Origin of the sequence: Tardiphaga sp., assembly GCF_028290495.1 — a bacterium.
Classification (GTDB): Bacteria; Pseudomonadota; Alphaproteobacteria; order Rhizobiales; family Xanthobacteraceae; genus Tardiphaga.
Map to the genome: position 1 here is coordinate 1 of NZ_JAQGJT010000077.1, position 14413 is coordinate 14413.

The window sequence follows — 14413 nt, forward strand, 5'->3', positions numbered from 1 at the left end:
TCAGTCCGCTGCTCTACCAGCTGAGCTATCCAGCCAGTCCGCCCGCCGCACATGCGGCGAAAGTTCAGAATGCCCGCTGCGTTGACAGCGGCAAGCTTAAATCTTCAGATTTTCCGCCAAAAAAGAAAGCGCCGTCCCACACGAGGCGGGACGGCGCTTCCGGCGGACTTTTAAGAGTTAAACCCTTATTTGATCGGGACGGTGGCAACCGTCTGGAGAATCCGGCTCGCGATCTTGTAGGGATCGCCCTGGGAATTCGGGCGGCGATCTTCCAGGTAACCCTTGTAGCCGTTGTTGACGAAGCTATGGGGAACGCGGATGGAGGCGCCGCGATTGGCCACGCCGTAGTTAAACTTGTCGATCGACTGGGTCTCGTGCAGGCCGGTCAAACGCATGTGGTTGTCGGGACCGTAGACCGCGATGTGCTCGTTCTTGTGCTTGTCGAACGCGGCCATGAGCGCCTCGAAGTATTCCTTGCCGCCGACTTCACGCATGTAGGCGGTCGAGAAATTCGAGTGCATGCCCGAACCGTTCCAGTCGGTTGCGCCGAGCGGCTTGCAATGGAAGTTGATATCGACGCAGTATTTCTCGCACAGGCGCATCAACAGGTAGCGGGCGACCCACATTTCGTCGGCGGCCTTCTTGGAGCCTTTGCCGAAGATCTGGAATTCCCACTGGCCCTTGGCCACTTCGGCGTTGATGCCTTCGTGGTTGATGCCGGCTTCGAGGCAGAGGTCGAGATGCTCTTCGACGATCTCGCGGGCGATCGAGCCGACGTTCTTGTAGCCGACGCCGGTGTAGTACGGGCCCTGCGGCGCGGGATAGCCGGCCTCGGGGAAGCCGAGCGGGCGACCGTCCTCGTAGAAGAAGTATTCCTGCTCGAATCCGAACCATGCGCCTTCATCGTCGAGAATGGTGGCGCGGGTGTTGGTCGGATGTGCGGTCTTGCCGTCCGGCATCATGACTTCGCACATCACCAGCACGCCGTTCTCACGCGCGCCGTCCGGGAAAACGCGGACCGGCTTCAGCACGCAATCGGAATTGCTGCCTTCTGCCTGCATGGTCGAGGAGCCGTCAAAGCCCCACAGCGGCAGCTGCTCGAGCGTCGGGAAGGCATCGAATTCTTTGATCTGGGTCTTGCCACGCAAGTTCGGAACCGGCGTGTAGCCATCGAGCCAAATATACTCGAGCTTGTACTTTGTCATGCGATCTCTCATGAGTTGACGTTACGAAGGGTGAGGAATTCCCTGGGCCTGCTGGCGTCATGACTTATCCCGGCGCCGGCTGCCAGCCTACTCTAAGCATTTTATATGCCAATCGCCGCCCGACGCCGGTTGTGCACCAAAAAAGCAGGGAAAGGCGCGGGTCGGCGCCCGATCGACACCCCAAAGTTGTCGTGAGTCGGGGCAAAATCGGCCTGCGACAATCCGCACAGGGGTGCTTGCCAATGCGGCGTTGTGCAAATTTTGCTCAATCCCCGGGTCGCCAGGGATTTCGAGGGAACCTTTTTGCCTCTCAACCGCTCATTCGTCAGACAGTCCATCGGCCATCCACGCTTTGAAGCTGCCCCTCAAAACCGCAAGGGTCTGTGATGCGCATAATGTTGGCATTTGCTGCTTTTAATGATGCAGTTCGCACATTTGAAGTGCGCCGTCTGCTACAATAGGGCCTGTCGCAAGACGCGCAGAACAGCAGAAAATAATAATGCGAAAGGAGAGATGAGAGATGCCTACCAATACCCCGCACCAGACCGCCAAGATCTATCAGTTCCCGATCGGTGGCCGCGTTGCAGCCCACGGGCTTCGCCATGACGTCCGGACCCATGCCGAACTGATGTCCAAGCGGGTAACGCCCACCGTTTGCGGCGAAGGCTGGTACCACGACGACGCGATCCAGCAGGAAGCCAAGTGGACACGCGAGCACTGATGACAGTCAGCGGATCGCTTCCAAATCTACCGATGCCAGCGCAGGCAAGTCAGGGTCGAAACAACGAAGTTTCGGCCCTTTTTGTATCCGGCTTCTAAACGCCGAAGATCGACCAGCCCATCCGCTTGGTCAGCGCTTCCAGCGCAATGCGGCCGAGGTGGGAGTTGCCGGCCTTGTCCAATCCCGGCGCCCAGACCGCGATCGAGGCCTTGCCCGGAGCGATCGCCATGATCCCGCCGCCGACGCCGCTTTTGCCGGGCAGACCGACCCGGTAAGCGAACTCGCCGGAGCCGTCATAGTGGCCGCAGGTCAGCATCAGCGCGTTGATACGGCGCGCACGTTCTGCTGACACCACCGACAGGCCGGTCGAAGGATTTTTGCCGGAATAGGCCAGGAAACGGCCGGCCGTCGCCAGCTGCCGGCAGGTCATCGCAATGGCGCAGTGATGGAAGTAGACGCCGAGCGTAAAATCGACGGGATTTTCCACCACGCCGAATGATTTCATGTAGTTCGCCAGCGCGGTGTTGCGGAAGCCGGTACGCTTTTCCGACGCCGCGACTTTTTCGTCGATCACGATGGAAGGATCGCCGGCGAGGAAGCGCATAAAACGCAGGATTTCGCCGATCGCCTCGCGCGGCTGGTGGCCGGACAGGATCACATCCGTGACGGCGATGGCGCCGGCATTGATGAAGGGATTGCGCGGCACGCCGCGCTCGCGCTCGAGCTGGACGATGGAGTTGAAGGCATTGCCGGAGGGTTCGCGGCCGACATGGCGCCACAGCCGGTCGCCTACCATGCCGAGCGCCAGCGTCAACGTGAACACCTTCGAGATGCTCTGGATCGAGAACGGCACATCGGCATCGCCACCGGCGGCCACGTTGCCCTCGGCGTCGGTAACGACCAGGGCGAAGTGCCCGGGATCGACGTTGCCGAGTTCAGGGATGTAGCTGGCGACCTCACCCCGGTCGGTCCGCTGCGCCATCTCTTCCGCGATTTCCCGGACAACGGTTTCGAGGTGGGCGGTATGGGACATGTCGGTTGGCTTCATGAGTACGTGGAAAGGACGCCGGCCTCTCGTTCGTCATGCCCGGCGTCAGGCCGGGCATCCACGATGTTCTGCGCTGCCTTCAAAGGCGTCATGGCCGGGAAGAACCCGGCCATGACGCGGAGAGGCCAATGCAGGACAGTTCAGGCGAGCCGCAGGATGGCGACGGCGAGCACGGCCTGGGCAACGAAGCCGACCACGAAAGCGAGGGTGCGCAGGATGGGCAGGCCCATTGTATAGACGATCAGGTGAACGAGACGGGACCAGAAGTAGATGGCGCATGCCAGCACGGTGGTCGGCGTCGAGACATCAGCGGCGTTGAGGATCAGCACCAGAGGCGCGAACACGATCAGGTTCTCGACCGCATTGTCATGGGCGAACATCAGCCGGTTGGCCCATTCGGCCTGTGGCTTGTCGGTGCGGGTCGGGTTGGCCATCGCGCCGGATACGCCACGCACCATGATGCGGTTCAGCACATAGGGCACCCACAGCAGGCCGGTGAGAATCACGGTCAGCGTCAGCCAGAACAGTTCGCGCGTCATCCGCGGTTCCTTTCACACATGAATCCCGCGGAAACGCGGAAGGGGGTAGCCAAGAAGCGTCGCGGCGTAGCGCCGGACTCGATGCCGCAACCATAGACGGTTGCGGTGACGTCGCCAATGCGGGGCTGTTGAATCGTCAGGCGCGCACCCGGACGTAGCTGCCCGGCGCATCTTCGAGCGCCGGATGGGCTTCGGTGCCGACGGTGCGGGCAGGGACCTGCTCGCCGTCGATCCCCGACAGCCATTCGCGCCAGTTCGGCCACCACGAACCGGCATGTTCCTGCGCGGTCTTCATCCAGTCGGTCAGCGTGGTGGCGTGGGTGTTGTCATTGGTCCAGTACTGGTATTTGCCCGAGGCTGGCGGGTTGACCACGCCCGCAATATGGCCGGAGCCGGACAGCACGTATTTTACCGGGCCGCCGAAGAACTGCGAGCCGTACAACACGGACTCGGCCGGTGCGATGTGATCCTCGCGTGTCGCCAGGTTGTAGACGGGCACCTTGACCTTGGAGAGGTCGAGGCGGGTGTTGTCGAGCACCATCTTGCCGGTCGAGAGCTTGTTCTCAAGGTAGCAGTTGCGCAGGTAGAACGAGTGGTTGGCCGCCGGCATTCGCGTGGCGTCGGAATTCCAGTGCAGCAGGTCGAAGGCGGACGGCGGTTTGCCCTTGAGGTAGTTGCTGACGACGTAGGACCAGATCAGGTCGTTGGAACGCAGCATGTTGAAGGCCATCGCCATCTTGCTGCCTTCCAGCACGCCTGCCGCCTGCATGTCCTTTTCCAGCGCCGAGATCTGGTCCTCGTCGACGAACACCATGAGGTCGCCGGCATGGGTGAAGTCGACCTGCGCGGCCAGGAACGTCGCCGACGCCGCGCGGACACGGCGCTTTTCGGCGAGCCAGGCCAGCGTCGAAGCGAGAAGGGTGCCGCCGACGCAATAGCCGATCGTGTGCATGGTCAGTTCGCCGGTGACCTGCTCGATGACGTCCATCGCCGCCAGCGGGCCTTCCTTCATGTAATCGTCGAAGGTCTTGCCGCCGAGCCGCTTGTCGGGATTGACCCAGGAGATCACGAACACCGTGACGCCCTGATCGACGCACCATTTGATGAAGGACTTTTCCGGCTTCAGATCGAGGATGTAGAACTTGTTGATCCAAGGCGGTACGATCAGAAGCGGCGTGCGCAGCACGTTCTCCGTCGCTGGCTGATACTGGATCAGCTGCATCACCTCGTTCTGGAAGATCACCTTGCCAGCGGTGGTTGCCATGTTGACGCCGACTTCGAGATTGGCCGGGTCCGACTGCCGGATCCGGAGCGAGCCGTGGCCGGCCTCGATGTCCTCGGCCAGCATGCCCATGCCACGCACCAGATTGCTGCCATTGGAGGCGACCGTCTCGCGCAGCACTTCCGGGTTGGTCAGAACGAAGTTCGAAGGCGCCATCGCATTGGTGATCTGCTGGACGTAGAATTCCGCTTTCTTGCGGGTATGCGCGTCCAGTCCCTCGGCATTGTGGACGAGGTCATTGGCCCATTGCGTGGTCAACAGATAGGTCTGCATCACGAAGTCAAAGAACTGGTTCGACTTCCATTCCGGATCGGTGAACCGCCTGTCGCGCGGCAGCGGCGAGATCGCGGGTTCGGCCTCCTCGCCGACCATGCGGCGCATAGCCGAGCCCCACAGGTCGAGATACGCCTTGCCAAGCTTCATCTGCAATTCGGTCGAGCGCTTTTCATCCGACAGCCAGTAATTCGCCACCGTGCTGAAGGTCTTGATGAGCTCGTTGATCTCGTTGGGCGGCTTGTCGCGGGCCTCGCCGTTCTCCCGTGGCTTCAGGTAGGCGGCCAGCGCCTGTCCGCTGCTCTCCATGGCCTTCGCAATATTCAGCGCGAATGCCTCGGGATCGAAGGCTTTGGCCGGTTTGGGGTCGACGGCTACTTCACTCATGGCGCAACAAGCTTCATTTCATGTCAGGTGACGAAGGATCAGCACGCAACGCGATGATGGCACAGTTTTTTGCAATGCTGCAGGATTCGATGTGCTGCACTGCGACAACTGGTTTTGCGGTGCTTCCAACGCCCATTGTTTTGTCATATTGCAGGTTCAAGGCATTGTTCGTTCGCGGGAAGTTAATCGTTTCGCCCCAGTTTGGTTGGGGTGTTGCGTTGCGATGCGAAATTCCAGTTGGATGAGTGAGTACGGCGTGAAGCGGATCAGGACGTTCGGACCGATGACGGGTGGCAGCAGGGCAGGGATGCCGGCGGCGGTTTTGCTGCTGGCACTGTCGTTGGGCGGCTGCGCCTCGACCATCGCCGACCTGCCACTGGTCGGTACCCCGGCTGGTGCGCCGGCGCGTCCGGCGCAGCCCGGCGAGTATCTGCCGGTGCACGACCTGCCGACCTCGCGCGAAGGCACTGCAATGCCGGCCGCCGAGCAGGCCAAAATCCAGGCCGAGTTGATTGCCGCCCGCGACCGACAGGCTGTCGCCGCCCCCGCCGCGAAGTAGCCAAAACCACCCCGACATGGCTGGTGTCACCGGCCTTCCGTGATAAAATGAAGCGATTCAACCGCACCGAGCGGTTTGGGAGCCTGTGATATGGACGAATTTTACCGCATCCGCCGCCTGCCGCCTTACGTGTTCGAGCAGATCAACCGGGCCAAGGCGGCCGCGCGGAATGCCGGCGCCGACATTATCGACATGGGCATGGGCAATCCCGATTTGCCGACCCCTCCGCATGTCATCGAGAAGCTCAAGGAGACCCTGGGCAAGCCGCGCACCGACCGCTATTCGGCCTCGCGCGGCATCACCGGCTTGCGCAAGGCGCAGGCCGGCTATTACGAGCGCCGTTTCGGGGTGAAGCTCAACCCAGACACCCAGATCGTCGCCACGCTCGGCTCCAAGGAAGGCTTCGCCAACGTCGCGCAGGCGATCACCGCGCCCGGCGACGTCGTTTTGTGCCCCAATCCGAGCTACCCGATCCATGCCTTCGGCTTCCTGATGGCCGGCGGCGTGATCCGCTCGGTACCCTCGGAGCCGGGCCCGGAGTTTTTCGCCGCGGTCGAGCGCGCCATCATCCATTCGATTCCGAAGCCGATCGCTTTGATCGTCTGCTATCCGTCGAACCCGACGGCGCAGGTCGCCAGCCTCGATTTCTACAAGGATCTCGTGGCGTTTGCGAAGAAGCACGAGATCTACATCCTGTCGGACCTCGCTTATGCCGAGGTCTATTTCGACGACGACAACCCGCCGCCCTCGGTGCTGCAGGTGCCGGGCGCGATCGACGTCACCGTCGAGTTCACCTCGATGTCCAAGACCTTTTCGATGGCCGGCTGGCGGATGGGCTTTGCGGTCGGCAACGAGCGCATCATCGCGGCGCTGGCGCGGGTCAAATCCTATCTCGATTACGGTGCCTTTACGCCGGTGCAGGTGGCGGCCACCGCGGCGCTGAACGGTCCGGACGACTGCATCCGCGAGATGCGCGAGACCTACAAGAAGCGCCGCGACGTCATGGTGGATACGTTCGGCCGGGCCGGCTGGGACATCCCGGCGCCGTCGGCCTCGATGTTCGCGTGGGCGCCGCTGCCCCCGAAGTTCGCGGAGCTGGGCTCGATGCAGTTCGCGACCCTGATGGTCGAGAAATCCGGCGTTGTGGTGTCGCCCGGCGTCGCCTTCGGCGAGCATGGCGAGGGCTATGTCCGCATTGCTCTGGTCGAAAACGAGCAGCGCATCCGTCAGGCCGCGCGCGGCGTTCGCCGCTTCCTTGAAAGCGGGCTCGAAACGTTGCACAACGTGGTTCCTCTCGCCACCCGGCGGTAGGCTTGATCCCGAAAAGTGGAATCCGGTTTTCGGGCCAGATCAAGCCCAACCAGACTCCTTCCGAACAGGTTTTCAGTTAAATGGTCGCACCCCTTAAAGTGGGTATCGCGGGACTCGGCACCGTTGGCGCCGAGGTCGTCCGTCTCATCGAACAGCAGGCCGCCACCTTGGCCGCGCGTTCCGGTCGCAGCGTTAAAGTCGTGTCTGTCACGGCGCGCTCTAAGGCGAAAAAGCGTGGCGTTGATCTCGGCGGTATTCGCTGGGCCAAGGATCCGATGGCGATCGCCACCGATCCCGAAGTCGAGTGCTTCGTCGAATTGATGGGCGGCGTCGGCGATCCCGCGCTCTCCGCCATTGAGGCTGCGCTGTCGTCCGGCAAGTCGGTGGTTACCGCCAACAAGGCGCTGATCGCCAAGCACGGCCTCAAGCTGGCGGCGCTGGCCGAGAAGCATGGCGGCGCGCTGAACTACGAGGCCGCGGTGGCCGGCGCCATTCCGGTGGTCAAGACGCTGCGCGAAGGCCTCGCCGGCACCGGCATCGACCGCGTCTACGGCATTCTCAACGGCACCTGCAATTACATCCTGAGCCGGATGGAGCAGGAGGGACTGTCCTTCGAGGAATGCCTCAAGGACGCGCAGCGGCTCGGCTACGCGGAAGCCGACCCGTCGTTTGATGTCGATGGCCATGACACCGCGCAGAAGCTGGCGATCCTGGCCAGCCTCGCTTTCGGCACCAAGGTCGCGCAGAGCGCGGTCTATGTGGAAGGCATCACCTCGATCGCCGCCGCCGATTTGCGCGCTGCCGCCGAACTTGGCTACCGCGTCAAGCTGCTCGGCGTCGCGGTGCGCACCGCGACCGGCGTCGAACAGCGCGTGCACCCGACGATGGTGCCGCTGAATTCCTCCATTGCCCAGGTAATGGGCGTCACCAATGCGGTGACGATCGACGGTGCCGGCATCTCGCCGATCACGCTGGTCGGACCGGGCGCCGGTGGAGCTGCAACGGCGTCGGCCGTGCTGGCGGATATTGCCGATGTCGCGCGCGGTGTGCGTGCGCTGCCGTTCGGACGGCCGGTCGCCAAACTGGAAGCGACGACCAAGGCGCCGATGGAGCGTCATCTCGGCGGCTACTACATCCGCCTGATGGCGCGCGATCTTGCCGGCACCGCCGCGCGCATCGCAACCCGCCTTGCCGAACAGAAGATTTCCCTGGAGTCGATCGTGCAGCGTCATCCCGACGGGGGCATCGAGCCGGTGGATAGCAAGAAGAAATCCGGGCCCGTGCCGGTCATCCTGATCACTTACGCCACCTCCGAGGATGCAATGCGCCGCGCGCTGGCTGCCGTGCAGGGCGACAAGGTCATCAGCGGCAAGCCGCAGGTGATCCGCATCGAGAAAAACTGACGATTCGTTCGAGACTTGTACGGGTCCACTGACCCGCTATGCCGTTTGAAGGAGACCGTGATGTCGACCCATATTACCGTGGAGCCGCAGCAACTGCTGGAGCGCATTCTGACGCTTGAGATCGTGCGCGTCACCGAGCGCGCCGCGGTGTCGGCTGCGCGTTTGCGTGGCCACGGCCAGGAGAAGGCCGCCGATCAAGCCGCCGTCGATGCGATGCGCCGCGAGCTCAACAAGATGCCGATCGAAGGCACCATCGTGATCGGCGAGGGCGAGCGCGACGAAGCGCCGATGCTGTATATCGGCGAGAAGGTCGGCATGAACGCCGGTCCCAAGGTCGATATCGCCGTCGATCCGCTCGAAGGCACCACGTTGTGCGCCAAGGACATGCCAGGCTCGATCGCCACTATGGCAATGGCCGACGGCGGCACGCTGCTGCACGCGCCTGACGTCTACATGCAGAAGATCGCGATCGGCCCGGGCTACGACAAGAACGTCATCGAGCTCGATGCTTCGCCGGAAGAAAACATCCGCCGTCTTGCCAAGGCCAAGGGCGTGCCGATGTCGGCGATTACTGCGCTGGTGCTCGACCGTCCGCGCCATGCGGGCATCATCGCTGCGATCCGCACCACCGGCGCTGCCGTGCGTTTGATCGACGACGGCGACGTCGCCGGCGTGATCCACTGCGCCAATCCGGAGAAGTCCGGCATCGACATCTACATCGGCACCGGCGGCGCGCCGGAAGGCGTGCTGGCCGCGGCGGCGCTGCGCTGCATCGGCGGCCAGATGCAGACCCGGCTGATCCTCGACACCGACGAGAAGCGCGCGCGCGCACTGAAGATGGGCATCACCGATCCGAAGTTCATCTACGGCATCGAAGACATGGCGCGGGGCGACTGCCTGTTTGCGGCCACTGGCGTCACCGACGGCTCGTTGCTGTCCGGCGTCAAGTTCCGCGGCAATGTGATCGAGACCGAAACGATCGTGATGCGCTCCGTCACCGGCACCGTTCGCATCATCAAGGGCGAACATCGCCAGCTTGAAAAATTCCACCTCGATTGAGTTGATTGATAGATGACCAAGAATATCGAAATTCGCCCCGTCGGCGCCGATGAACGCGCCGCATGGGAACCGCTGTGGCAGGGCTACCTGACTTTCTACAAGGCGACGCTGCCGCAGGTGGCCACCGATACCGCCTGGGCCCGTTTCCATGACCCGAAGGAGCGGATGCATCTGCTCGGCGCCTATGTCGACGGCAAGCTCACCGGTATCGTTCAGTTCCTGTATCACCGCTCGACCTGGACGCCGGGCGACTACTGCTATCTGCAGGACCTGTTCGTCGATTCCAGCGCACGCGGACTGGGGCTGGGACGTGCACTGATCGAGGCGGTGTATGAGAAGGCCAAAGCTGCCGGCTGCAGCCGCGTCCACTGGCTGACGCACAACGATAATGCGCAGGCCAGAATTCTCTACGATCAGGTCGCGGACAATTCCGGCTTCATGCAGTATCGGAAGGTGTTTTAGAACTTCTGTCGTTCCGGGGCGCGCGCAGCGAGAGCGGCGAGCGAGCCCGGAACCTCGAGATGTTCAACTATCTCTGGGTTCCGGGTCTGCACTGAAGCCGGCTTCGCCGTCTGCAGCGCATCCCCGAATGACAAGCGCTGTTGCTAGCTACCAAAACAATAATAGCGACGTGGGAGAGACGCATGAGCGAGACGCACGACGTCAAGGCGCTGGTGTTCGATGTATTCGGCACCGTGGTGGACTGGCGTTCCAGCCTGATCGCCGACTTCACCAAATGGGGCGGCGCCAATGGTGTAAGCGCTGACTGGACCGCTCTGGTCGATGCCTGGCGTCAGGCCTACATGCCGTCGATGGATGTCGTGCGCCATCATCCCGAGCGCGGCTTCATGAAACTCGACACGTTGCACAGGCAGTCGCTGGAAGTGCTGGTGCAGAAGTTCCGGATCAGCGGCCTCGCCGCCGATGACCTCGAACACCTGACGCTGGGCTGGCACCGGCTACATCCGTGGGCCGACAGCATCAGCGGTCTGACCCGGCTGAAGACCAAATACATCATCAGCCCGCTGTCGAACGGCAACGTCGCGCTGCTCACCAACATGGCGAAGTTCGCCGGCCTGCCGTGGGACCTGATCATGAGCGCCGAACTGTTCGAACACTACAAGCCGGATCCGCAGACCTATCTCGGCGCGGCGCGGCTGCTCAACCTGAAGCCCGGACAGGTGATGATGGTCGCCGCCCACAACAACGACCTCGACGCTGCACAAAAGCTCGGCCTCCAAACCGCGTTCGTGCCGCGCCCTACCGAATACGGCCCGCACCAGAGCCGCGACTTCAAGGCCGAAGGCGAGTGGGACGTGGTGGCCGACGATTTCAACGATCTGGCGAAGCGGATGGGGTGCTGATGTGCTGACCAGGAAGCATCTCGTTTTTCTGGCGATCGTGGTTTTTGTTGCAGCGAACATTCTGCGGCATTTGGGGCAGTGACCGCGCAGACCGCACGCAACTGACCTGGTGGCAACGGTCTCCGCCCGGTTTGCCTCGCCAGCACTTCGTGCTTATGTCCGGCCATCATGTCACCCACCGTCATTCCCGTTGAATCCAGGCCTGCCTTTCTCGGCGTAACGCTGTCGGCGACCGGCAAGACCTGGCGCGACCGCGTTGACCAGCGCGGCGCTGCGCGGGCGCTAGCCATGGTGCAGCGGTTTCAATTGCCGGAGATGCTGGCGCGGCTTCTGGCCGGGCGCGGCGTCGAGCTGGATGCCGTCGAGGACTTCCTCGATCCGACCATCCGCAAGCTGATGCCTGATCCCTTCACCGTGACGCAGATGGAAGCGGCGGCCAAGCGCATCGCGGACGCCGCGCAAAACGGCGAGAAGGTGGCGATCTTCGGCGATTACGACGTCGACGGCGCGACCTCGTCGGCGCTGCTGGCCTGGCACCTGAGACATTGCGGGCTCGACCCGCAGATCCATATTCCCGACCGCATCTTCGAGGGCTACGGCCCCAACATCGACGCCATCCGCATGCTGGCGGAGAAGGGCGCGAAGCTGCTGGTAACGGTCGATTGCGGCACCACCAGCATGGAGCCGCTGGCCGAAGCGAAGAAGGTCGGTATGTCGGTCGTCGTCATCGACCACCATCAGGCCGGCGACGAACTGCCCGATGTCGAAGCGCTGGTGAATCCGAACCGGCTCGACGACATTTCCGGCCTCGGCCATCTCGCCGCGGTGGGGCTCGTCTTCATCACGCTGGTGGCCGTCAACCGCGAATTGCGCAAGCGCGGCTTCTGGACCGCGACGATGCCGGAGCCGAACCTGCTCGACATGCTGCATCATGTCGCGCTCGGCACCGTCGCCGACGTGGCGCAACTCACCGGGCTGAACCGCGCTTTCGTCGCCAAGGGGCTGATCGCACTGCGCCGCCGCGACCATGTCGGCCACACCGCCTTGATGGATGTCGCGCGCCTCAACGGGCCGCCGGAGGCCTGGCATCTCGGTTTCATGCTGGGGCCGCGCATCAATGCGGGCGGCCGCATCGGCCGCGCCGATCTCGGTGTGCGGCTGCTGCTGGAGGGGGATATCTCCGAGGCGGCACGGATCGCGGCCGAACTCGACCGGCTCAATGTCGAGCGCCGCGTCATCGAGCAGATGGCGGAGGCACAGGCGGAAGCCGAGGCGATGGCGTCACTCGGTCTTGAAGACAAGGGCTCGGTGATCGTGACCGCCGCCGAGGGCTGGCATCCCGGCGTGGTCGGGCTGGTGGCGTCGCGGCTCAAGGAAAAATTCTCGCGGCCAGCCTTTGCGATCGCGCTGGAGCCGGGCGGCATCGGCACCGGATCAGGCCGCTCGATCTCCGGCGTCGATATCGGCAAGGTGGTGCGGCAGGCGGTCACCGATGGCCTGCTGATCAAGGGTGGCGGCCACGCGATGGCGGCCGGCGTGACGCTGCGCAAGGAAAAGCTCGGCGAATTTCGCGCCTACGTTGAATCCGCTCTGGCCGCCGACGTCGCCAAATCGCGTAACGAGAAAGAACTGTTCATCGACGGCGCAGTCACCGCGCGCGGCGTCACGCCGGATCTGGTGGCGACGCTAAACCGGGCAGGGCCGTTTGGCGCCGGCAATCCGGAGCCCGTGGTGGCATTGCCGTCGCACCAGCTGGTCTATGCAGATGAAGTCGGACAGGCGCATCTGCGGCTGCGCTTCAAGTCGTCGGATGGCACGATCGTCAACGGCATCGCGTTTCGTTCGGTCGGGCAAAAGCTCGGTAATGCCTTGCTGGCCAACCGCGGCATGCCGCTGCATGTGGCGGGATCATTAGCCGTGGACCGCTGGCAGGGCACCGAGCGCGTGCAGCTCAGGGTGATCGATATCGCGGTGCCGGACCCGGGGCCGGCGGTGATCCGGTGAGAAAAAACTGTCATTCCGGGGCGCGAGAGCGACGCTCGAGCGAACCCGGAACCTCCAAATGAGACGATGAACAGATCGAGGTTCCGGGCATGCGCCATCCGGCTCCGCCGTCTGTCGCATCCCGGAATGACAGTGAGCGGCAACGCGAGCCTCAGCCGCCCTGCCGCAGCCGCGCCAGCACCTTGAGCCCGCCATAACCATCCGCAGGTAGCAGCCCCGTTTTCGTCTGATAGTCCTTCACCGCCTTCATGGTGTCGTTGCCGACGCGACCGTCGGTGCCGCCGGTATCAAACCCGGCGCGGGTCAGGCGGGTCTGCACTTCCTGCACTTCGGCCAGCGTCAGCGCGCGTTCGGAGCCCGGGAACGGCTGCAGGAATGGCGGCGCACCCAGGATGCGGTCGCCGAGATGGCAGATCGCCAGAGCGTAGTTCATCGACGGATTGTAGCTTCGCACGGCATAGAAGCCCTGGCCGAGCAGGAAGGCCGGGCCGCCTTGCACCGGTATCCACAATTTGGCGCTGGCATTCGGCTGCGGGAACGGCTTGCCGTCAGCGCGGCTTACGCCGGTGGCGGTCCACGCCGCGTAACTCCGGCCGCTCTCCGACGCGGCGGCGCCATTCGCGCGGACCTCGTAACCCCAATGTTCGCCGCGCGGATACTTGCCGCGGTTGACCAGAAAGCGCGCGCTGGAGCCGAGCGCGTCGTCGGGCCGACCGAAAGGCGAGACACGGCCGTCGCGGTCGTAGTCGATGCCGACATTGAGCCAGACTTCGGGCATCCATTGGGTGTGGCCCATCGCGCCGGCCCAGGAGCCGCGCATCTCATCGGGCGTGCCCCAGCCCTTGTCGACGATCTTCAGCGCGTTGATCAGCTCGGTTTCCCAGTAGCTGCGGCGGCGCGGCTCGTTCCAGGCCAATGCCGCGAGCGATGGGAAGACCGGCCGCATGTGGTTCTGCTGCACGATCGGATCGCCATAGGCGGATTCAACGCCCCACATCGCCAGCAGCGTGCCGCGCTCTACGCCAAAATCCTGATCGATCCGCGCAAACAGCGCTTCGTTTTTCCGAAGCGCCTCATTGCCATTGATGATGCGCCAGTCGGAGACCCGGCGGTTGATGTATTGCCAGATCTGCTCGTAGAATTCCGGCTGCCGCTGCATCTGCTTGAACACGCTCATGTCGGGCTCGATGCGGCCCATCACGCGGCTCCAGGTCGCCTCCGAGATGCCCTTCGCCAGTGCGCGGGCGCGGAAATTGTC

At 63.3% G+C, this 14413-nt stretch carries 13 protein-coding genes; 8 read left to right on the forward strand and 5 right to left on the reverse strand.

Annotation, left to right across the window (positions count from 1 at the left end; genetic code table 11):
- Positions 1-185: 185 nt before the first annotated feature.
- Complete coding sequence (locus JWQ24_RS13835) at positions 186-1205, reverse strand: glutamine synthetase beta-grasp domain-containing protein (RefSeq protein WP_299808801.1); 1020 nt, start codon at positions 1203-1205, stop codon at positions 186-188.
- Between the two features lie 520 nt (positions 1206-1725).
- Here JWQ24_RS13835 and JWQ24_RS13840 point away from each other — a divergent pair.
- On the forward strand, positions 1726-1926 hold the full coding sequence (locus JWQ24_RS13840) for a DUF2735 domain-containing protein (RefSeq protein ID WP_299808803.1): 201 nt from the start codon (positions 1726-1728) through the stop codon (positions 1924-1926).
- 94 nt (positions 1927-2020) lie between these two features.
- Here the strand turns inward: JWQ24_RS13840 and JWQ24_RS13845 are convergent, their stop codons facing one another.
- From JWQ24_RS13845 to phaC, 3 genes are all read right to left on the reverse strand, one after another.
- Positions 2021-2959 carry a glutaminase gene (locus JWQ24_RS13845; RefSeq protein ID WP_299808805.1) on the reverse strand — a complete coding sequence of 313 codons (939 nt, stop codon included), beginning with the start codon at positions 2957-2959 and terminating at the stop codon, positions 2021-2023.
- Between the two features lie 155 nt (positions 2960-3114).
- Positions 3115-3513, reverse strand: coding sequence for an MAPEG family protein (locus JWQ24_RS13850; RefSeq protein ID WP_299808807.1), 399 nt, complete (start codon positions 3511-3513; stop codon positions 3115-3117).
- Positions 3514-3649: 136 nt separating this feature from the next.
- Positions 3650-5455: a class I poly(R)-hydroxyalkanoic acid synthase gene (gene phaC, locus JWQ24_RS13855; protein ID WP_299808810.1), complete on the reverse strand. Its 1806-nt coding sequence runs from the start codon at positions 5453-5455 to the stop codon at positions 3650-3652.
- A 256-nt stretch (positions 5456-5711) separates the two neighbouring features.
- Here phaC and JWQ24_RS13860 point away from each other — a divergent pair, with 256 nt between their 5' ends.
- The 7 genes from JWQ24_RS13860 to recJ all read left to right on the forward strand — a co-directional run bounded on the left by JWQ24_RS13860 (position 5712) and on the right by recJ (position 13155).
- The gene (locus JWQ24_RS13860; protein WP_366521444.1) at positions 5712-6014 is read left to right on the forward strand and encodes a hypothetical protein; all 303 of its coding nucleotides are present in this window, start codon (positions 5712-5714) and stop codon (positions 6012-6014) included.
- A 90-nt stretch (positions 6015-6104) separates the two neighbouring features.
- The gene (locus JWQ24_RS13865; RefSeq protein ID WP_299808813.1) at positions 6105-7325 is read left to right on the forward strand and encodes an LL-diaminopimelate aminotransferase; all 1221 of its coding nucleotides are present in this window, start codon (positions 6105-6107) and stop codon (positions 7323-7325) included.
- Between the two features lie 80 nt (positions 7326-7405).
- Positions 7406-8728 carry a homoserine dehydrogenase gene (locus JWQ24_RS13870; protein WP_299808816.1) on the forward strand — a complete coding sequence of 441 codons (1323 nt, stop codon included), beginning with the start codon at positions 7406-7408 and terminating at the stop codon, positions 8726-8728.
- Between the two features lie 60 nt (positions 8729-8788).
- Entirely contained in the window at positions 8789-9787 is a 999-nt protein-coding gene (gene glpX, locus JWQ24_RS13875; RefSeq protein WP_299808819.1) for a class II fructose-bisphosphatase, read from the forward strand.
- A 12-nt stretch (positions 9788-9799) separates the two neighbouring features.
- On the forward strand, positions 9800-10249 hold the full coding sequence (locus JWQ24_RS13880) for a GNAT family N-acetyltransferase (protein ID WP_299808822.1): 450 nt from the start codon (positions 9800-9802) through the stop codon (positions 10247-10249).
- A 182-nt stretch (positions 10250-10431) separates the two neighbouring features.
- Positions 10432-11151 (forward strand): haloacid dehalogenase type II, encoded by a 720-nt coding sequence (locus tag JWQ24_RS13885; RefSeq protein WP_299808825.1) that lies wholly within the window; start codon positions 10432-10434, stop codon positions 11149-11151.
- A gap of 168 nt (positions 11152-11319) precedes the next feature.
- Entirely contained in the window at positions 11320-13155 is a 1836-nt protein-coding gene (gene recJ / locus JWQ24_RS13890; protein WP_299808828.1) for a single-stranded-DNA-specific exonuclease RecJ, read from the forward strand.
- Between the two features lie 151 nt (positions 13156-13306).
- Here the strand turns inward: recJ and JWQ24_RS13895 are convergent.
- Positions 13307-14413 (reverse strand): lytic murein transglycosylase (locus tag JWQ24_RS13895; protein ID WP_299808831.1); only part of this gene is annotated, 1107 nt, incomplete at its 5' end.